Source organism: Halomarina litorea, assembly GCF_024227715.1.
Taxonomy (GTDB): Archaea; Halobacteriota; Halobacteria; order Halobacteriales; family Haloarculaceae; genus Halomarina; species Halomarina litorea.
Map to the genome: position 1 here is coordinate 137357 of NZ_CP100448.1, position 18046 is coordinate 155402.

Annotated in this window: 19 protein-coding genes; 7 read left to right on the forward strand and 12 right to left on the reverse strand. The window is 68.6% G+C overall.

From position 1 onward, the window contains the following. The 8 genes from NKG96_RS00770 to ahaH form a co-directional block, all read right to left on the reverse strand. Positions 1–1416, reverse strand: a complete 1416-nt coding sequence (locus tag NKG96_RS00770) for an ATP synthase subunit B (protein WP_254536549.1) — start codon at positions 1414–1416, stop codon at positions 1–3. A 2-nt stretch (positions 1417–1418) separates the two neighbouring features. Next, positions 1419–3179, reverse strand: coding sequence for an ATP synthase subunit A (locus NKG96_RS00775; protein ID WP_254536551.1), 1761 nt, complete (start codon positions 3177–3179; stop codon positions 1419–1421). 4 nt (positions 3180–3183) lie between these two features. Further along, positions 3184–3507, reverse strand: coding sequence for a V-type ATP synthase subunit F (locus NKG96_RS00780; RefSeq protein ID WP_254536553.1), 324 nt, complete (start codon positions 3505–3507; stop codon positions 3184–3186). Beyond that, positions 3504–4559 carry a V-type ATP synthase subunit C gene (locus NKG96_RS00785; protein WP_254536555.1) on the reverse strand — a complete coding sequence of 352 codons (1056 nt, stop codon included), beginning with the start codon at positions 4557–4559 and terminating at the stop codon, positions 3504–3506. The genes NKG96_RS00780 and NKG96_RS00785 overlap by 4 nt, the downstream gene beginning before the upstream one ends. Then, complete coding sequence (locus NKG96_RS00790; protein WP_254536556.1) at positions 4556–5143, reverse strand: V-type ATP synthase subunit E; 588 nt, start codon at positions 5141–5143, stop codon at positions 4556–4558. The genes NKG96_RS00785 and NKG96_RS00790 overlap by 4 nt, the downstream gene beginning before the upstream one ends. 22 nt (positions 5144–5165) lie before the next feature. After that, entirely contained in the window at positions 5166–5432 is a 267-nt protein-coding gene (locus NKG96_RS00795) for an ATP synthase subunit C-like protein (protein WP_254536558.1), read from the reverse strand. Between the two features lie 180 nt (positions 5433–5612). Next, positions 5613–7832 carry a V-type ATP synthase subunit I gene (locus NKG96_RS00800; protein ID WP_254536559.1) on the reverse strand — a complete coding sequence of 740 codons (2220 nt, stop codon included), beginning with the start codon at positions 7830–7832 and terminating at the stop codon, positions 5613–5615. Next, positions 7819–8151 carry an ATP synthase archaeal subunit H gene (gene ahaH / locus NKG96_RS00805; protein ID WP_254536560.1) on the reverse strand — a complete coding sequence of 111 codons (333 nt, stop codon included), beginning with the start codon at positions 8149–8151 and terminating at the stop codon, positions 7819–7821. The genes NKG96_RS00800 and ahaH overlap by 14 nt, the downstream gene beginning before the upstream one ends. 135 nt (positions 8152–8286) lie before the next feature. On the opposite strand from ahaH, the gene NKG96_RS00810 reads away from it, so the two are divergent. Then, positions 8287–8943 (forward strand): methyltransferase domain-containing protein, encoded by a 657-nt coding sequence (locus NKG96_RS00810; protein ID WP_254536561.1) that lies wholly within the window; start codon positions 8287–8289, stop codon positions 8941–8943. On the opposite strand, the gene NKG96_RS00815 is transcribed toward NKG96_RS00810, so the two are convergent. After that, positions 8940–9425 (reverse strand): type IV pilin domain-containing protein, encoded by a 486-nt coding sequence (locus NKG96_RS00815; RefSeq protein ID WP_254536562.1) that lies wholly within the window; start codon positions 9423–9425, stop codon positions 8940–8942. The genes NKG96_RS00810 and NKG96_RS00815 overlap by 4 nt on opposite strands. A gap of 33 nt (positions 9426–9458) precedes the next feature. Further along, positions 9459–10844: a DUF7096 domain-containing protein gene (locus tag NKG96_RS00820; RefSeq protein WP_254536563.1), complete on the reverse strand. Its 1386-nt coding sequence runs from the start codon at positions 10842–10844 to the stop codon at positions 9459–9461. A gap of 110 nt (positions 10845–10954) precedes the next feature. Between NKG96_RS00820 and NKG96_RS00825 the strand changes: the two genes are divergently transcribed. Genes NKG96_RS00825 through NKG96_RS00835 form a run of 3 tightly spaced genes read left to right on the forward strand, consistent with a single transcriptional unit; the run spans position 10955 to position 13954 of the window. Further along, the gene (locus tag NKG96_RS00825) at positions 10955–12145 is read left to right on the forward strand and encodes a helix-turn-helix transcriptional regulator (protein WP_254536564.1); all 1191 of its coding nucleotides are present in this window, start codon (positions 10955–10957) and stop codon (positions 12143–12145) included. 58 nt (positions 12146–12203) lie between these two features. Further along, on the forward strand, positions 12204–12992 hold the full coding sequence (locus NKG96_RS00830) for an electron transfer flavoprotein subunit beta/FixA family protein (protein WP_254536565.1): 789 nt from the start codon (positions 12204–12206) through the stop codon (positions 12990–12992). Beyond that, entirely contained in the window at positions 12989–13954 is a 966-nt protein-coding gene (locus tag NKG96_RS00835; protein ID WP_254536566.1) for an electron transfer flavoprotein subunit alpha/FixB family protein, read from the forward strand. Before NKG96_RS00830 ends, NKG96_RS00835 begins: the two co-directional genes overlap by 4 nt. Before the next feature lie 165 nt (positions 13955–14119). Here NKG96_RS00835 and NKG96_RS00840 read toward each other — a convergent pair whose 3' ends face one another. Next, positions 14120–14677: a metallophosphoesterase family protein gene (locus NKG96_RS00840; RefSeq protein WP_254536567.1), complete on the reverse strand. Its 558-nt coding sequence runs from the start codon at positions 14675–14677 to the stop codon at positions 14120–14122. Positions 14678–14794: 117 nt separating this feature from the next. Here NKG96_RS00840 and NKG96_RS00845 point away from each other — a divergent pair, with 117 nt between their 5' ends. Genes NKG96_RS00845 through NKG96_RS00855 form a run of 3 tightly spaced genes read left to right on the forward strand, consistent with a single transcriptional unit; the run spans position 14795 to position 16957 of the window. Further along, positions 14795–15505 (forward strand): class I SAM-dependent methyltransferase, encoded by a 711-nt coding sequence (locus NKG96_RS00845; RefSeq protein WP_254536568.1) that lies wholly within the window; start codon positions 14795–14797, stop codon positions 15503–15505. A 57-nt stretch (positions 15506–15562) separates the two neighbouring features. Continuing rightward, positions 15563–16417, forward strand: coding sequence for a polyprenyl synthetase family protein (locus tag NKG96_RS00850; protein WP_254536569.1), 855 nt, complete (start codon positions 15563–15565; stop codon positions 16415–16417). Continuing rightward, positions 16418–16957: a GrpB family protein gene (locus NKG96_RS00855; RefSeq protein ID WP_254536570.1), complete on the forward strand. Its 540-nt coding sequence runs from the start codon at positions 16418–16420 to the stop codon at positions 16955–16957. A gap of 3 nt (positions 16958–16960) precedes the next feature. Here NKG96_RS00855 and NKG96_RS00860 read toward each other — a convergent pair whose 3' ends face one another. Then, entirely contained in the window at positions 16961–17887 is a 927-nt protein-coding gene (locus tag NKG96_RS00860) for an NAD(P)-dependent oxidoreductase (protein WP_254536571.1), read from the reverse strand. Positions 17888–18046: the final 159 nt, after the last annotated feature.

Sequence of the window (18046 nt, forward strand, 5' to 3'; positions counted from 1 at the left end):
TCAGTCGTCGGCGGGCGCCTCGACCGTCTCCGACTCCGACTCCTGGTAGTACTTCTCGATGAGGTCCTCGTCGATACGGTTGAGTTCCGCCTTCGGGAACATCGAGAGGAGATCCCAGCCGATGTCGAGGGTCTCCTCGATGTCGCGGTTGGTGTTGAATCCCTGGTCGACGAACTCCTCCTCGAAGCGGTCCGCGAAGTCGAGGAAGCGGTTGTCACGCTCGTCCAGTGCCTCGCGACCGACGATGTTCACGAGGTCACGCAGGTCCTCACCCTCCGCGTACGCGGCGTACATCTGGTCGGAGACGTCGGCGTGGTCCTCGCGGGTGAGGCCCTCGCCGATACCGTCGTCCATCAGCCGAGAGAGGCTCGGCAGCACCTGAATCGGGGGCTGGATGCCCTGGCTGTTCAGGTCGCGGTCGACGTAGATCTGCCCCTCGGTAATGTACCCCGTCAGGTCGGGGATGGGGTGCGTGTCGTCGTCGCCCGGCATCGTGAGGATGGGAATCTGCGTCACCGAGCCGTCGCGACCCTCGATACGGCCCGCACGCTCGTAGAGGGTCGCCAGGTCGGTGTACATGTAGCCGGGGTAGCCACGACGGCCCGGCACCTCCTCGCGCGCCGCGCCGATCTCGCGGAGTGCCTCGCAGTAGTTGGTCATGTCCGTGAGGATGACCAGCACGTGGTAGTCCTTCTCGAAGGCGAGGTACTCGGCCGTGGTGAGCGCGAGTCGCGGCGTGATGGTCCGCTCGACTGCGGGGTCGTCCGCGAGGTTCATGAAGACCACCGAGCGCTCCAGCGCGCCGGTCCGCTCGAAGTCCTCCATGAACTCGTTTGCCTCCTCCGCGGTGATGCCCATCGCGCCGAAGACCACTGCGAACTCGCTGCCGCCCTCCTCGGCGGCGTCTTCGGGCACCGTCGCCTGACGGGCGATCTGGAGTGCGAGGTCGTTGTGCGGCAGGCCGGACGCCGAGAAGATGGGCAGCTTCTGCCCGCGGACGAGCGTGTTCATGCCGTCGATGGCCGACACACCCGTCTGGATGAACTCCTCGGGGTACTCCCGTGCGGTGGGGTTGATGGCCGCGCCGACGATGTCCTCCCGGGAGTCCGGGACGATGTCGGGGCCGCCGTCGATGGGCTGACCCGACCCGTCGAGGACGCGCCCGAGGAGGTCCTCCGTCACCGGCATCTTCAGCGTCTCGCCGAGGAACCGGACCGAGGACTTGCGGTCGATACCCTCGGTGCCCTCGAAGACCTGGATGGCGACGTGGTCGCTGGTGGCCTCGAGGACCTGTCCGCGGCGGACGTCCCCGTTGGGGGTCTCGATCTCGACGATCTCGTCGTAGCCGATGGGTTCGTCGATCTCGACGAACACCAGCGGGCCACTGATTTCCGTGATTGTCTGGTATTCCTTCATGGTCAGTAGAGGTCCCGCAGTTGTTCGGTGATCTCCTCCTTGAGGTCGGCGATGAACTCCTCGTAGTTCTCGGCCGTCCCCATCCGGTTGAGCCGCGGTGCGGCCTCGATGCTCGTGATCTCCGTGACCGGAACGCCCGCGTCGAGGGCCTTGAAGGCCTCGTCGTGGAACGTCTTGATGGCCGTGAGCATCAGGTAGGTCTTCTCGGGCTCACAGAACGAGTCCACGTCGTGGAACGCGTTCTGCTGGAGGTAGGACTCGCGCAGGTAGCGCGCGACTTCGAGGGTGAGCTGCTGGTCCTCGGGCAGCGCGTCCTTGCCGACGAGCTGGACGATCTCCTGCAGTTCGGCCTCCTCGTCGAGGACGTCGACGGCCCACTGGCGGGTGTCGTCCCAGTCCTCGCTGACGTTCTCCTTGAACCACGGGTCGAGCTGTTCCCGGTAGAGCGAGTACGACTCGTTCCAGTTGATAGCCGGGAAGTGCCGACGTTCGGCGAGGTCAGCGTCCAGCGCCCAGAACGTCTTGACGATACGCAGGGTGTTCTGCGTGACCGGCTCCGAGAAGTCGCCACCCGGCGGGCTGACCGCGCCGATGACCGAGATGGACCCCTCGCTGCCGTTGATGTTCTGGAACTTGCCGGCGCGCTCGTAGAACTCGCTCAGGCGAGCGGCGAGGTACGCGGGGTACCCCTCCTCGCCCGGCATCTCTTCGAGACGCGACGAAATCTCGCGCATGGCCTCCGCCCACCGCGAGGTGGAGTCGGCCATCAGCGCGACGTCGTAGCCCATGTCGCGGTAGTACTCCGCGATGGTGATACCCGTGTACACACAGGACTCGCGGGCCGCGACGGGCATGTTCGAGGTGTTGGCGATGAGACACGTACGGGACATGAGGGGCTTCCCGGTCCGGGGGTCTTCCAGTTCCGGGAAGTCCTCGATGACCTCCGTCATCTCGTTGCCGCGCTCGCCACAGCCGACGTAGACGACGATGTCCGCGTCGGCCCACTTCGCGAGCTGGTGCTGGGTGACGGTCTTGCCCGATCCGAACGGACCGGGGATGGCCGCCGTCCCGCCCTTCGCGATGGGGAACAGGCCGTCGAGGATGCGCTGGCCCGAGACGAGGGGCGTCCGCGGGGTCTGTTTCTCGACGGTGGGTCGGGCCTTACGGACCGGCCACTCCTGTCGCATCGTGACCTCCTCGCCGCCCGAGAGGGTCGCGACCGGTTCGGTGACCGTGAACGACCCCTCCTCGATGGACTCGACGGTGCCGCCCTCGAAGCCCGGCGGGACGAGCACCTTGTGGTCGATGCTCTGGGTCTCGGGGACGATACCGACGACGTCGCCGGGTTCGACCGAGTCGCCCTCCTCGACCTCGGGGGTGAACTCCCACTCCTTCTCGAGGTCGATACCGGGGGCGTCCACGCCGCGGTCGAGGAACGCGCCCATCTTCTCTTCCAGCACGTCGAGCGGGCGCTGGACGCCGTCGTAGATGGAGTCCAGCATACCCGGCCCGAGGTCGACGGACAGCGGCTCGCCCGTGTTCGTGACGGGTTCGCCCGGCGCGACGTCCGAGGTCTCCTCGTACACCTGAATCGTGGTCAGGTTCCCTTCGATTTCGATGACCTCGCCCATCAGCCCTTCCTCGCCGACGTACACGACGTCGTTCATCCGGGCGTCGAGGTCCGCGGCGGTCACGACCGGACCGCTCACGCTCTCGATGACGCCGTCGGCGTCCTCGATGTCGATGTCTTGTGCTTGACTCATACTGTTAGTCTTCCTCCATCAGGTCGATACCGATGGCACGCTTGATCTGCTCGCGCAGGCCGCCGCTCCCGGCGGACCCGCCCAGCGTGACGAGGACGGGTTCGACGCTCGTCTCCGCGCTCTTGCGGACGTTCCGCGAGAGGTGGTCGAGGTCCTCGTCGTGCATCACGACGATGCCGACGTCCTCGGCCGCGAGCATCTCTTCGACGGCACTATCGAGTTCCTCCGGTTTGTCTTCGTCGGGGACGTTCGCGAACCGGCGAACGCCCGCCAGACGGAACCCGGTGGTGAACTCGGGACTGCCGATGACTCCGATCTCCTGACTCATTGTACGACGAGTTCCTCCTCGATCTCGTCCTCCGAGAGGCCCGCCTCCTTGCCGCGGGCGATGGCTCGGATGTTGTCCACCTCGCGCTCCTTCGCGAGGATGTACGCGAGCACCGGGCACACCGACAGCGGGTACCGACTGGAGAGCGTGTCCGAGTACTCGAGCAACGCCCGTTCGAGCGCCAGTTCGAACTCGATGAGGCTCCCCGCCGCGTCGAGTTCGTCGAGCGCCTGGTCCAGGTCGTCCCCGTAGGGGCTGGTGCGGATGCGCTCGACGAGCTGGTCGGGGTTGTTCACGAGCGTTCGAATCTCGCCCTCGTCGAACAGCCGCCCGCCGGGGATGTAGTACTCGGCGGGGTCGATGTCCGCGCCCGAGCGCGCCAGTCGCAGCGCGTTACGGATGTTCCGGAAGTCGATCTCGGCCTCCAGGAACTCGATGTACAGGCGTGTCGCGCGGTCCGGCTCGCTCGGCAGGTCCGAGAGGAGCAGGCGGTAGTACGCGCGGTCGACGGCGTTCTCCAGTGGCACCAGCACGCCGGACTCCTCGTACTCGTCGAGGGCGGCGGCCAGCGGGTCGCCGAAGATGGTGTCGTCGAGCTGTTCGACGACGGCCTCGATGGACTCCGCCTCGACGAGGCGGTTCACCCGGCGCTCGGAGAACTCGCCCGCGCGGATGAGGTCGTCCTCGACCGACTGGCGGCCGGTCCCGGCGTAGATGCCGCGGACGACCGTCTTGACGTTCCAGGCGTCGAACTTCCGCAGGTAGCGGGCGATGTAGTCGTACAGCTTCCCCTCGGCGAAGCGCAGCATGTCGTCGAAGTGCTTCGCGAGGTTGCGGTTCAGCGCGTACTCGATGAGGTCGACGCCCGAGTACCGCGACCCGAGCGCGTTCATCTCCTCTTCGTACTCCGTCTCCTCCATGAACCGGGCGATCTCGCCCGGCCCCATGCGGACCAGCTTGCGGTAGTCGTCCGCGTCGAAGAGGGCGGCGCGCCGCGAGCGAGCGCGGGCGGTGACGTACTCGTAGTTCGCTGCCTGGCCCGACGCGCTCATTGTCCCTGCTCGTCGAACAACTCCTCGCTCACCTCGCGGAGGTTGTCCTCCCAGACGTCGGCGAGCACGGAGTCGAACGTGTTGTTCACGCGGATGCGCGAGTTCTCGCTCTCGACGACGACGCCACCGAGGCAGTCGACGTCACCGGCGTGCTCGTAGCCGTCGTAGTCCGCGAGGATGTCCACGAGGAGGCCGGCGTCGTCGGGACGACCGTGCACCTGCACGGACGACGAGTCCTCGAACTCCTCGGCGGCGTCCTCGAGGAGGACGCGAGTGAGTTCCTCGCGGTCGTCCTCCATCTCGGCGATCTGGGTCTCGACGCTCTCCCGAACCTCCTCGAGGACGTCCCGGCGTGCTTCGAGGCGCATCTGCTTGGCCTCGAGCTTCGCGCTGGAGAGCTTCTGCTCGCGTTCCTGTGTGATCTGTCGCTCGACCGTCTCCTCTCGTTCTTCGAGGATATCCTCCGCGTCCGCCTCCGCCTCGGAGACGATAGCCTCTGCGCGTTCGTCCGCGTCGGAACGAATCTCCTCCGCACGCGCGCGGGCTTGTTCTCGGATGTCCTCTTCGACCGTATCAAGGCTCATGCGTAATAAATAGGGAGACGGTTTACAGCGTCAGGAAGACGACGACCAGCGCGAGGATGACGAGCGTCTCGGGCAGGACCGTCAGGATGAGGCCACGACCGAACATGCTCTCGTCCTCGGCGATGGCGCCGACAGCGGCGGCACCGATACCGCGCTCCGCGTATCCCGCACCGAACGCGGCCAGCCCAACGGCGAGGGCGGCACCCGAGGTGGGGGGGATGGCGGCGGTTGCCTGGTCCTGAAGGGGCAGTACGAACGTGCTGACGAATGCGAGTGCGAGTTCTAGCATGGATTCCGGTATGGTTCGCTCGTAACCGAACAGTTGGGACTCAACGTAGCGACTCCATAAAGCTTCCCAAATTCGCCCGCCTGCGGGCGGGAGAACCGCCCGAATCGCAAGGTTAGTGATGCTGGACGTGGGACTATATAGGTTCGTCAGGAGAGAGGCGACGACCGACCGGCGACCCGGTCAGTCCTCGGTGGTGTACTGACGCTCGTAGCCGAACGGCGCGTACGCCTCGCCGCCGCCCTCGTAGAACTTCCCGAAGAACTCCACGTACTCGAGACGCACGGCCTGCAGGCCGGCGCTCGTGATACCGAGGACGAGCACGAGAAGGTGTCCGAGGACGAGGACGACGATACCGAAGATGATACCGAGGACGAGCATCACCGCACCCTCCCCGTTGAACAGCCCCGAGAAGATGACCTCACCGGCCTCCTGGGCCGCCTGGACCTCCTCCGGGTCGGAGAAGAAGATGAGGTGGAACTCGCCGTCGTGGGCGTACGCCCCGAACACGAGCAGGTTGACCGCAAGCGCCATGCCGGCTTTCGCCAGCAACACGGCGGCCAGCCGGGTGTACGAGACGACGTGCCCGAAGCCCTGCGTGATGGACTCGATGAGACCGATGCCGCCCTCCGCGTAGATGACCAGCGCGAGGCCGATGGCGAAGGCGGCGAGGCCCGCGAGTCCCACGGTGGGGGAGAACCCGGTGAAGCCGAGGGGGAGTGCGGCCTTCTCGCCGCTCCCGAACACGGTGAACATGAATGGGGGTTTCGCGGCGGACGCCGAGGTGCTGAACACCCACACCCACAGCCCGACGGTGAGGAGAATCCACGAGAAGCTCTCGACGAACGCCTCGCCGAAGCCGTGACTGAGGTTCTCGTAGAAGTCGAACAGCCGACCGACCACGAGGTGCAACACGCCGACGACGACGCTCAGCAGGAGCCACGCCTGGGCGTAGTAGATGTAGTGCGGCTGCAGGCCCTTGTGGATGGGCGGGTGGCCGTTCCACAGGATGTCGCCGAGCTGATGCAGGCCGAAGAACTCGCCGTACAGGATACCGAAGAGGGCGGTGAACCCGCCGGCCCACAGGCCGATGGCGCCGAGGCTGCGGACGACGTCGCCCTCGAAGCGCTGCATGAGGAAGTAGCCGAGTCCCATGTACAGCAACCCGTAGCCGAGGTCACCGATCATGAACCCGAAGAACAGCGGGAACGTGAGGAACAGGACCACGGTGGGGTCCAGTTCGGAGTACTTCGGGCGGTTGATGACCTCCACCAGCGCCTCGAACGGCCGGACGGCGTCGGGGTTGTCCTGGATGACGGGCGGCGCGACGCTCCCGCCGTGTCGCTCGTCGTGACCGCTGCCGGTCGCGTCAACCGCATCACTCCGGTGCCCCCCGTCCGCGACGACTTCGCCGCCGTCCGCCGCGGTCGGTTCGGGCGTGCCGGGGGCGCCGCCGACGTCCTCGCGGTCGACGACGCGCCCTTCGCCGTCGTACTGGGCGCGTTCGAGTTCGTCCACCTCGACGTGGTCGCCGACCTCCTGATGGAGGCCCTCGGCGAGGTCCACGAACCGCTTGGTGGGAATCCAGCCCTCGGCGACGAAGGCGTTCTCCGTCGTCGCGAACGAGAGCGGGGCCTCCTGACGCTGGACCTGGATGACGAGTTTCTCCTCGGCCGCCAGCAGGAAGCCGCCGACCTCGGAGCGCATCTCGCCGAGTTCGTTCTGGACCGTCTCCAGACGCGAGCGGAGGTCCTCGCGTTCGTTGCGGAGCTGTGCGAGGTACTCCTCGGGGCTGGAGTCGGCCTCGGGCACGTCGTAGGCGGTGAACTCCGCCTCGACGAGCACGTCCGAGAGGTCGTCGGTCCGCGCGAAGATGGCGACGACGCCCTCCTCCTCGTACACCTCGTAGGCGCCGACGTCGGAGCGCGCCAGCACCTCCCGGACGCGGTCGGCGTCGCCGTCACCGACCGCGACCGAGAGCGTGTCGTAGTCCCGGAGCAGGTCGAGGTCGATGCCGAGTCTCGCGAACGGCTCGACCGCGGAGATGCGGTCCTCGACCGCGCGAAGCTCGTCTTTGAGTTCGTCGCGCCGGTCGTCGAGTTCGTTGACCTCCTCGCGGACCGACTCCAGTTCGGCCGCGAGTTCGTCGTCGTCGAGGATGCGGGCGTCGGTCGCCTCCTCGCCGGTGACGTCGAGGATGGACTGGAGCGAGCGGACGGTGACGAGCATCTCGGAGGCCTCGTCGGCGCCCTCGATGGGGTCGCCGGGGGTGAAGCCCTCGTAGGAGCCGTCGTAGTCGGTCATGTGCAGCAGGCGGAGCTCGTGGACCGTCTCGATGGCCTCGTCGAGCACCTGCTTGGAGCCGGTGACCGACACCCGGCTCATCCGTTCAGGTCTGAGCATGGACGGCCTCCTTGAAGCGGTCGAGCACCTCCGCTACGACCTCGGGTTCGCGCTCGCGCGCCTGTGCTTCGAGTTCGGCCCGCTCGGTGCGGCCCGCCTCGAGGATGGACTCGCGTTCCTCCTCGATTCCCGCGCGGGCCTCGGCGAGACGCTCCTCTTCCATCTCGTCGGCCTCCGCGCGGGCCTGTTCGCGGATGTCGTCGGCACGTTCGCGGGCCTCGGAGATGCGCTCGTCGCGGTCCGCCTCCGCCTCGGCGACGATCTCGTCGGCCTCGCGCTCGGCCTCCTTGATGCGGTCAAGGACCTCGGGTCTGGCCATAATGATGTGGGGAGATAACCAGAGCGGCTATTTGGTAGTTGCGAAGCGCGCGCACGTTGCGAGCGCGGAGGCCTTCCTCCGTCGTCGCGTCCGCGAATCCGCAGAACTATGCCGCCCTGCGACCAATTACGAGCAATGGGAGTCCTCGAGAACAAGGCCCGCGCACGGCTGTTCTACAAGTACCTCTCGAAGGTGTACGACCAGGTGAACCCGTTCATCTGGAACGAGGAGATGCGCACGGAGGCCATCGACCTCTTCGGCGTCGAGGCCGGCGACAGGGTCCTCGACGTGGGCTGTGGCACCGGCTTCGCCACCGAGGGCCTGCTGGAGGTCACCGAGGACCTCTACGGTCTCGACCAGAGCCCCCACCAACTGGAGAAGGCCTACGAGAAGTTCGGCAAGCGCGGCCCCGTCCAGTTCCACCTCGGGGACGCCGAACGCCTGCCGTTCGCCGACGACTCCTTCGACGCCGTCTGGTCGTCGGGGTCCATCGAGTACTGGCCCGACCCGGTCGCGACGCTCGCGGAGTTCCGCCGCGTCGTCAAGCCCGGCGGGCCCGTCCTCGTCGTCGGCCCGAACTACCCTCGGTCAGGCGTGTTCCAGAAGCTCGCCGACGCCATCATGCTGTTCTACGACGCCGAGGAGGCAGACCGGATGTTCCGCGAGGCGGGCTTCGAGGAGTTCGACCACCACTTCCAGGGGCCGGACTACAGCCCCGAAATCGCCATCACGACCGTCGCACGCACCCCCGAGGCGGACACTGACGAGGCGGAAGTCGAGTCCACGGCCTAGACGCGCACCTCGCTCGTGGCGACCACCGACCCGTCGACGACGATTCTCACCTCGACGACGGACCCCTCGGAGAGCGGCGTGTTCGTCCCCGCGATGCTGAAGGCCCCCGTCGCACCCGGCTCCCACGAGCCACCCCACGCGCTGTTGAACGGCCCGGTGGGACCGCTCTCGAACCCCCGCGCCGCGAAGAACGGAACCGGGGGCTGGTGGGCGATGGGCGACCCGTCGACCCGCACCCGCACCGACAGGTCCTCGACCGGGAGCGGGTCGCCTGCGAGGTAGGTCACAGCGATTCGCCCCGAGGCGTCGGCGTCGACGTCGAACGCGGCGGCGGGCGGCGGGTCGGGCGGTTCGACGGCCAGCGTCGTGGTACCGACGCCCGCCGCGAGGAGGACGACCAGCGCGACGAGGAGGACGCTCGCGAGCGGTGCGGACGCTCGGTCGCCGGCGTCGGGCGCAGCGGTCGGGGACGGGCGTGACACGGGGGGGACTGGCCCTGGCATCCTACAAGAACGTCAGGACCGCTGGATGGACTGCTGTTCGCGGGCGAAGACGGTCGCCGTCACCCGCTGGCCGCGGTACTCGGCCGTGACGGTCACGAGCACCGACCGGGGCGTCACGGTCCAGAGGGACCCGTCCGTCCCCGTGCGCCCGATGCTCTCGTTGTTGACCGATATCTCGGCGTCGAGGCGCTCGCCCGCCGCGTCGGTGACGGTGACGTTGAGGGGGCCGCTCTCGTGGGTCCGCCCGAGCGTGAGCGTCAGCCCCGCCGTCTCGTTGGTCTTCGCCTTGGTCGTCGTGGGGACGAGCGAGAGGTCCTTCGCCTGGTACTCCGCGAACACCCGGTCGCTCCCGCCGTCGAGGAACGTGGTCAAGGTCCCGTGCGGGTGGTCCATCACCACCTGGTAGATGCCGGCGTTGCTGAGCGTGCTGCTGCTGGTGGGTATCTCCACCCCGATGAACGAGGTGGCCCACGGGTAGAGTTCGCTCGCCCGCGAGATGACCTGGTTTATCTGGTGGTTGCCGCTCTCGCCGCGGTACCGGTTGGGAGCGTCGGGGTCCCGGAGGCCGTCGACGTACGCCTCGCGAAGGAACAACCGCCGGCCGTTGCGCTCGACGACCCCGCTCAGGACGACCGAGCGCTCGGTCGTCTCGACGAACACGCGGGCCGGCGGGACGCGCCCGGCGTGGACGGACTGGAGGTGGTCCCGGACGGGGCCGGTCAGCGGGACGAGGTCGGCGCGGATGCGGCCGAGTCGCTCCGCGGTCACGTCGGACCCCGGCGTGCGCAGGCGGTAGCTGTCGAGGCGGTCGACGGTCGTGCCCAGTCGGTCGGCCGCGGCGCTGACCTCCGTGAGCGTCCGGACGAACGCCCCCGTCGAGAGGTCGCCGTCGTTGTACTCGCGGAGCGCCTCCCGTTCCCGCTGGCGGAGCGCCTCTGTCCGGTTCTCGGTCAGGCGGGTGTAGCGTTCGAGGACCGCCCGTCGACCCGCGTCCGACTCGGCGGCGGAGAACGCCGCCCGGAGCGTCTCGGCGTGGAGCCGACCGTCGAGGGTCGCCGACTCCGCGGCGAGCGTCGCCGAGAGGTCGAGCGAGGAGTCGTTGTAGGCGGTCACGACGACCTCGCCCCGCGGGGGCGCGAGGTAGTTCGTCGTGTCCGTGACGCAGACGACGAACGTGTCGTCGCTGCAGTCGTCCGAGCGGCGGAAGGCGGTGAGCGGGGCGGTCGAGGGCGAGTCGGGACCCGGGCGGGGCGACCCGGCGTCGGCGGGGGCGGAGTGTGCAGGCGGGGCGGTCCCCGGCGTCGGCTGGCCGGCCGCGTTCGGGGACAGCGGGACCGCCGCGACCCCGACCGAGAGGACACAGCAGACCGCCAGCAACGACAGGAGGACGCGACGCATTTGCTACGTGAATGCGACCGGAAATATAAAAAGACGCCCCTCCGAGAGATTCGTTCACAGGTCACGACGATGGAAAGCGTTTTCCTGTCCGGGTGAAGAGTCGCCTACGTATGCGGTCCGGGACGCACGCCGCCCTCCACATCGCCGTTTGTCTGCTCGTGCTCGCCGGACCGGGGCTGGCGGCACAGACAGCGCCGACCGACGGCGCCTCCGACGCCACCGGTACCACCATCACCATCGAGGTGCGCCCGGGCGGCGACGCGCGGGTCACCGTCTCGACCGCCTTCGCGCTCAACGGCTCCAACGAGACGAGCGCGTTCGCCGACCTCGCCGAGGACTTCGAACGGGGCGATGGGCGGGCCGGCTACTCCATCGCCCCGTTCGAGCGTGCCGCCGCCGCCGCCAGCGAGGCGACGGGACGGCAGATGACCGTGACCGACGTGCGCTACGAGGCGAGCGTCGAGAACGGGACGACCCCGGGCAACGCGACCGGCCGCCTCGCGCTCTCCTTCGAGTGGCAGAACTTCTCGGTCGTCGACGGGGACACCGTGCGCCTCGGCGACGCCTTCGAGACGCCGAACGGGACGTGGCTCCCCGGACTCACCGCCGACCAGCGACTCGTCGTCGAGGTCCCGGAGGGGTACACCCTGCTCGACGCCGACGCCCCCATCGAGGACGGGGCGCTGGTCTGGCGCGGCCCGACCGACTTCGACGACGACGACCTGGACGTGGTCCTCGAACGCGGCCAGACCACCACCACGCCGACGCCGGGACCGAACGGGACCGACGCGTCGGGACCGAACGGGACCGACCCGCCCGGCGAGGACCCCGAGGGCCTCACGGCACCGCTGTTCGGGAGTGTCGCACTCGTCGTCGGCACCGTCGCCCTCGGGGCGTACGCGCTGTCCTCGCGCGACGACGACCTGCCGTCGCCCGCCGCGACCGCCGACCTCGACGGTGGTGGCGGGGACTCCGGGACCGCCCCCGGGGCGAACGGGCCGGCCGCCGTCGGTGCCGGCGCGGTCGAGGAGGCCGACGGGGCCGTCGCACCGCCGCCGGACGACGGCATCGACGAGGAACTGCTGAGCGACGAGGAGCGCGTCGAACGCCTGCTCCGGTCGAACGGCGGGCGGATGCGGCAGGCCGACATCGTCATCGAGACGGGGTGGTCGAACGCGAAGGTCTCCCAACTGCTCTCGGCGATGGACGAGGAAGACCGGGTGGACAAACTCCGAATCGGCCGCGAGAACCTCATCAGCCTGCCGGGCGTCGAGACGGGAATCGGCGTCAACGACGAGTGACACGGCCCGCTGACGGTTTCTAAACGTTTAACCCGGCAGGGTCGTGACTAGCGACCGCATGAAAATACTGGTCGCCGTAAAGGAGGTGGCCGAGGCCGAAGACGAGTTCGAAATCGACGGTCTCGACATCGACGAACGGTACCTCGAGTACGACCTCAACGAGTGGGACGACTACGCCATCGAGGAGGCGGTCCAGATCGCCGAGGCGGGCGACGACGTGGAGGTCGTCTCCGTCACCGTCGGCGAGGAGCGGACCGAGGAGACCATCCGCATGGCCCTCGCGAAGGGCGTCGACCGCGCCATCCGCGTCTGGGACGACACCCTCGCGGGCGCGGACAGCCTCGACGTGAGCGCGAAGGCCGACATCCTCGCGGCGGTCGTCGAGGCCGAGGACCCCGACCTCGTCCTGACCGGCGTGCAGGCCAACGACGACGGCTACGGCGCGACCGGCGTCTCCGTCGCCGAGGTCGTCGGCTACGAGTGGGCCGCGGTCGTCAACGAACTCGAACTCGACGACGACACCGCCCACGTCCGACGCGAACTGGAGGGCGGCGTCGAGGAACTCACCGACGTCGACCTGCCCGCCGTGCTGACCATCCAGACGGGTATCAACGAACCCCGCTACGCCAGCCTCCGCGGCATCCGGCAGGCGCAGTCGAAGCCCCTCGACGTACAGGGGCTGGAGGACCTCGGTCTCGACGCGAGCGTCGTCGAGTCGCCCGTCGAGCGCACCGCGATGTTCGAACCCGAGAGCGAGAGCGACGTCGTCACCTTCGAGGGTGACGCCGGCGAGGAGGCCGGGCAACTGGCCGAACTGCTCCGGGACAAGGGGGTGGTCGAGGGATGACGGATGTCCTCGCACTCGCCGAACACCGCCGTGGCTCCCTGCGTGACGTCTCCTTCGAGATGATCTCGGCGGGTCGCGAACTCGCCGACGCACAGGGCGGCGACCTGCACCTCGCCGTCATCGGCGGCGACGTGGACTCATTCGCCGACGACCTGAACCGCGAGGGCGTGGACGCAATCCACACCGTCGCGGAGGGCGAGGAGTTCAACCACGACGTGTACGTGCAGGCCATCGAACAGCTCTACGCGGAGGTCGCGCCGACGGCGCTCCTGATTCCCAACTCGGTCAACGGGCTGGACTACGCGCCGGCCGTCGCCGAGCGACTGGACGTGCCGCTGGTCACCGACGCCGTCGGTCTCGACCGGAACGGCGCGCTGGAAGTGACCCGCGAGATGTACGGCTCGAAGGTGGCGACGACCGTGGAAGTCGACGCCGACGAGGTCGTCGTGACGGTCCGCCCCGCCGAGTGGCCGCAGGCCGAAGGCGAGGGGAGTGCGGAGATCCAGTCGTTCGACGCCGACATCGACGAGTCGCAGGTCCGTTCGACGGTCACCGGCTTCGAGGAGGTCGGCGGCGGCGACGTCGACATCAGCGACGCCGACGTCCTCGTGAGCGTGGGTCGCGGCATCGAGGAGGAGGAGAACATCGAACTCGTCGAGGCGCTCGCGGACGCCCTCGGCGCGACGCTCTCCTCGTCCCGGCCTATCGTCGACTCCGGGTGGCTGCCGAAGAACCGGCAGGTCGGCCAGTCCGGCAAGGTCGTCACGCCGAAGGTGTACATCGCGGTCGGCATCTCCGGGGCCGTCCAGCACGTCGCCGGGATGAAGGGCTCGGAGACCATCGTCGCCATCAACACCGACCCGAACGCGCCCATCATGGACATCGCCGACTACGCCATCGTCGACGACCTGTTCGACGTGGTGCCCGAACTCATCGAGGAGTTCGGCGGCGAAGCGCCGTAGACGTTCGGAAGATCCGACTTCGCACCTTTATCGGCCGAAGCGGAAGAGCGAACAGCGACCGCGAGCGACGAAGCCCTCGGGCCCTTGGGTCGGGAACCACACGCCGCGCGCCTCGGTCGCTCGCTAGGCTCACGAGAACTTCGAGTCCACCAGAGCCGGGACACCCTACTCCGCCAGTTCGTGGAGCGTCACCTCGAACGTCCCGTTTTCCACTTCCACGGTCATCATCGTCGCCACGTCGGCGGGGTCCGCGCCCGTCGCCGACCCCGGGTTGAGCACGCGGATGCCCTCGTGGACGTCGTCGACTACCTGATGGGAGTGACCGCCAACGCCGACGACGGGGTCGTCGTTCGCCCACCCGCGCACCCGTGCGCGGGCCGTGTCCGCGACGGCGTTCAGCCAGTCCTCCCGCGTCATGACCATCCCGTCGGTCGGGAAGACGGCCCGTTCGACGGGGTTGAGCGTGCCGTGGGTGACGACGAAGGTGACGCCGCCCACGGTGACCGCATCGACGTCGGGCAGGCCGATGCCGACCGGGTCGACGTTCCCGTTGACCGCCGTGAGGTCCGCGGCGAGTTCGCGGACGTCGGCCAGTACCTCGGGCGCCTCGAAGTCGCCGGCGTGGATGGTGTGGTCCGCGGCCGCGATTCGCTCGCGGAACGGATCGGTGATGGCGTCGGCGCGTTCGGGGACGTGCGTGTCGGAGACGAGTGCTACCTGCACGGCCCCGAACTGACGGATCGACCGGCAAAAGTGTATCCGAGGTAGAACTATATACGAGGAGGGACGGGTCGGAGCGCATCGACGGCGCTTTCCTCACCCGCGGGGGAGACGGAGACCATGCCCGAGGACGCCCCATCCCCCATCGCCCTCGACGCCTACGAGACGATGGCCGACGCCTACAGCGACCGGGTCGGCGAGGCCCCGTTCAACGCCCTCCTCGAACGACCCGCGACGCGGGACCTGCTCCCGGAACTCGACGTCGAGCGTGTCCTCGACGCCGGATGTGGCCCGGGCGTGACGACGAGCGAACTGCGCGAGGCGGGTGCCGAGGTCGTGGGCGTGGACGTGAGCCCCCGGATGCTCGGCCACGCGCGAGGGCGGGTCGGCGGGCACGTCGTCCGCGCGGACCTCGGGTCGCCGCTCCCCTTCCCCGACGACACCTTCGACGGCGTCCACAGTTCGCTGGCCTTCCACTACGTCGCCGACTGGCCGGCCCTGTTCGCCGAACTCGCGCGCGTGCTCCGGCCCGGCGGGTGGCTGGTCTGTTCGGTCCAGCACGCTTTCGCCGACTTCGACCGGGTTGGCGGGGACTACTTCGCGCGGGAGCGAATCGTCGAGACGTGGGACGGCTTCGGCGGCCCCGTCGAGGTGCCCTTCTTCCGCCGCCCGATGGGCGCGCTCTTGAACGGGTTGCTGGAGGCGGGCTTCCGGTTCGAGCGCTTCGACGAGTGCGAACCGACGGCGGCGTTCCGCGAGGCCGACCCGAAGTCCTACGACCGCGTCTCGACGGAACCGACGTTCCTCGCTCTGCGGGCGCGACTGGCGTAGGTTCGACCGTCCCCGGTTTCGTCACCTACAAACCACGTCATCTCCTCTTTATACGCGATGGAGTATCTGGAGTCCCGGCGCGGACGCGTCGAGGACCGACTGGAGGAGGTCCTCGACGGGGTCGAACCGTCGGAACTCGCCGAGCAGGTGCGCCACGTCTCGCTGTCGGGGGGCAAGCGCGTGCGCCCGACGGTGGCCGTCCTCTCGTGTGAGGTGGCGGGCGGGACCACCGAGGACGCCCTCGACTTCGCGGTGGGCATCGAACTCGTCCACAACGCCTCGCTGGTCATCGACGACATCATCGACGAGTCCGAACTCCGGCGGGGGGTGGACGCGGCGTGGACCCGCTACGGCTACGGCCCGGCGCTCGTCGCCTCAGACGGCCTGCTCGGCGAAGCGTTCGCGCTGTTCTCCAGCGACGAGGAGGCCATGCAGGTGGTCGCGGAGGCGATGGTCGAACTCGGCGAGGGGGAGGCGACGGAACTCGTCGCCCAGCCCACCACCGAACAGGAGTACATGACCCTCGCACGCCGGAAGACGGGGGCGCTGTTCCGCGCCGCCGCCGAACTGGGTGCCATCGCCGCCGACGCCGACGCCTACACCGTCGAGGCGTTCGGCCAGTACGCCGAACGCGTCGGCATCGCCTTCCAGATTCGCGACGACGTGCTGGACGCCACGGCGGACGCCGCCCTGCTGGGCAAACCCGCCGGGCAGGACGAGGTGATGGAACGGCCCTCGCTCGTCCAGATAACGGACATCACGCCCGAGGAGGCGGACCAGCGCGCCCGCGACCAGGCCGACGCCGCGCTCGACGCCCTCGATACCGCCCACATCCCCGAGAGCAGCCGGCAGGGACAGGCGATGGAGTACCTCCGCGATTTAGCAGAGTTCGTCGTCGTCCGCGAACGGTAGATGACGGACGGCGGGTCCGAACCCCAGCTCGGCCTCGCCCGCGGGACGGTCGAACTCGTCGACCACCGCGAGTCGTGGCACGACGCCGCAGACCGCGAGGCCGACCGCCTGCGTGACTTGCTCGGCGAGCGTGCGCTGGCGATAGGACACGTCGGGTCCACCGCGGTCCGGGAGCTCGCCGCCAAGCCGATACTCGACCTCTCGGTGGCGGTCGGCTCCCTCGCCGTCGCCCGCGACTGTGTCCCCCTCCTCGAACCCGCGGGCTACGACCACCGCCCGGACGACCCCGTCCCGGACCGGGAGTTCCTCGCGCGCGGGTCGCAGGATTCCCGCACGCACTACCTCACGCTGACGCCACTCGGGAGCGGGACGTGGTGCGACCACCTCGCCTTCCGCGACCACCTCCGGGAGCACCCCGAAACCCGACGGCGCTACGAACGGGTCAAACGCGAACTCGCCGTGCGGTGTACGGACCGGGCGGCCTACACCGAGGCGAAGAGCGGGTTCGTGGAGCGAGTCCTGCGGGACGCGCGGCGCTGACGCCTACTCGTCGGCGCTGTCGATTCTTGCCTCCGTCCCCGCCAGCAACTCCACGACCTGCATGACCCCGGAGTTGTCGTCCCGGCCCATCCCGTTCGCGACCATCGACTTGTAGAGTTCGTGGACGAGTTCGGTCGCGGGCATGGGTGACTCGAAGGCCTCGCCCGCGTCGGTGGCGATGCGGAGGTCCTTGTACTGGTACTCCGCGAAGAAGCCGGGGTCGAAGTCGCCGCGAATCATGCTGGGCGCGCGGTTGTCGAGCGTCCAGCACCCCGCCGCGCCGCCGCTGATGGCGTCGACGACGGCTTCGAGGTCCGCGCCCGCCTTCTCGGCGAAGACGAGTGCCTCGCTGACGGCGACGTTCGTGGTGGCGACCACGATCTGGTTGCACGCCTTCGTCACCTGCCCCGCGCCGTTCGGCCCGCAGTGGGTGACCGTCGCGCCCATCACGTCCAGCAGGTGGCGGTGGTCGTCCAGTACCTCGGCGTCGCCGCCGACCATTATCGAGAGGGTGCCCTCGATGGCCCCCTCCTCGCCGCCGCTAATGGGCGCGTCGAGCATCGAGACGCCGCGGTCGTTCAGTTCCGCGGCGAGTTCCTCGGTGACGGTCGGCGAGATGGTCGACGTGTCGACGACGGTCATCCCCTCGCTCACGCCGTCGACGACGGGGTTCGCCTCCTCCTCGTTCCCGAGGACCACCTTCTCCACGTCCGGCGAGTCGGGGAGGCAGGTAATCACGACGTCGACCCGTTCGGCCACGTCGCGCGGGGAGTCGCCCGCTTGCCCGCCGTACTCGACCAGTTCATCGACCGGGTCCGACGAGCGGTTGTACCCCACCACGTCGTACCCCGCGTCGAGGAGGTTCTTCGCCATCGGGAGGCCCATGATGCCGAGACCGACGAATCCGACTGTCGTCTCCGTGTCTGCCATGCACGGGAGCGCGTGGCACGCTCCCAAAAGTGTTGGTACGTGGTACGCCGAGGCCCCCGCCCGTGGGGTGGAAGTGAAGACTTTTGCCCGCGTCGTCGCACCCCACTGTATGCACGAAGGGGACGCTCGCGTCCGCCCCGCACGCGAGTTCAGGGGACC

Coding starts and splice junctions, on each gene's coding strand:
- NKG96_RS00800 (WP_254536559.1), bottom strand. CDS start 7,832: ATGCTCAGACCTGAACGGATGAGCCGGGTGTCGGTCACCGGCTCCAAG.
- NKG96_RS00795 (WP_254536558.1), bottom strand. CDS start 5,432: ATGCTAGAACTCGCACTCGCATTCGTCAGCACGTTCGTACTGCCCCTT.
- NKG96_RS00850 (WP_254536569.1), top strand. CDS start 15,563: ATGGAGTATCTGGAGTCCCGGCGCGGACGCGTCGAGGACCGACTGGAG.
- NKG96_RS00825 (WP_254536564.1), top strand. CDS start 10,955: ATGCGGTCCGGGACGCACGCCGCCCTCCACATCGCCGTTTGTCTGCTC.
- ahaH (WP_254536560.1), bottom strand. CDS start 8,151: ATGGCCAGACCCGAGGTCCTTGACCGCATCAAGGAGGCCGAGCGCGAG.
- NKG96_RS00820 (WP_254536563.1), bottom strand. CDS start 10,844: ATGCGTCGCGTCCTCCTGTCGTTGCTGGCGGTCTGCTGTGTCCTCTCG.
- NKG96_RS00790 (WP_254536556.1), bottom strand. CDS start 5,143: ATGAGCCTTGATACGGTCGAAGAGGACATCCGAGAACAAGCCCGCGCG.
- NKG96_RS00785 (WP_254536555.1), bottom strand. CDS start 4,559: ATGAGCGCGTCGGGCCAGGCAGCGAACTACGAGTACGTCACCGCCCGC.
- NKG96_RS00780 (WP_254536553.1), bottom strand. CDS start 3,507: ATGAGTCAGGAGATCGGAGTCATCGGCAGTCCCGAGTTCACCACCGGG.
- NKG96_RS00835 (WP_254536566.1), top strand. CDS start 12,989: ATGACGGATGTCCTCGCACTCGCCGAACACCGCCGTGGCTCCCTGCGT.
- NKG96_RS00775 (WP_254536551.1), bottom strand. CDS start 3,179: ATGAGTCAAGCACAAGACATCGACATCGAGGACGCCGACGGCGTCATC.
- NKG96_RS00860 (WP_254536571.1), bottom strand. CDS start 17,887: ATGGCAGACACGGAGACGACAGTCGGATTCGTCGGTCTCGGCATCATG.
- NKG96_RS00770 (WP_254536549.1), bottom strand. CDS start 1,416: ATGAAGGAATACCAGACAATCACGGAAATCAGTGGCCCGCTGGTGTTC.
- NKG96_RS00810 (WP_254536561.1), top strand. CDS start 8,287: ATGGGAGTCCTCGAGAACAAGGCCCGCGCACGGCTGTTCTACAAGTAC.
- NKG96_RS00845 (WP_254536568.1), top strand. CDS start 14,795: ATGCCCGAGGACGCCCCATCCCCCATCGCCCTCGACGCCTACGAGACG.
- NKG96_RS00830 (WP_254536565.1), top strand. CDS start 12,204: ATGAAAATACTGGTCGCCGTAAAGGAGGTGGCCGAGGCCGAAGACGAG.
- NKG96_RS00855 (WP_254536570.1), top strand. CDS start 16,418: ATGACGGACGGCGGGTCCGAACCCCAGCTCGGCCTCGCCCGCGGGACG.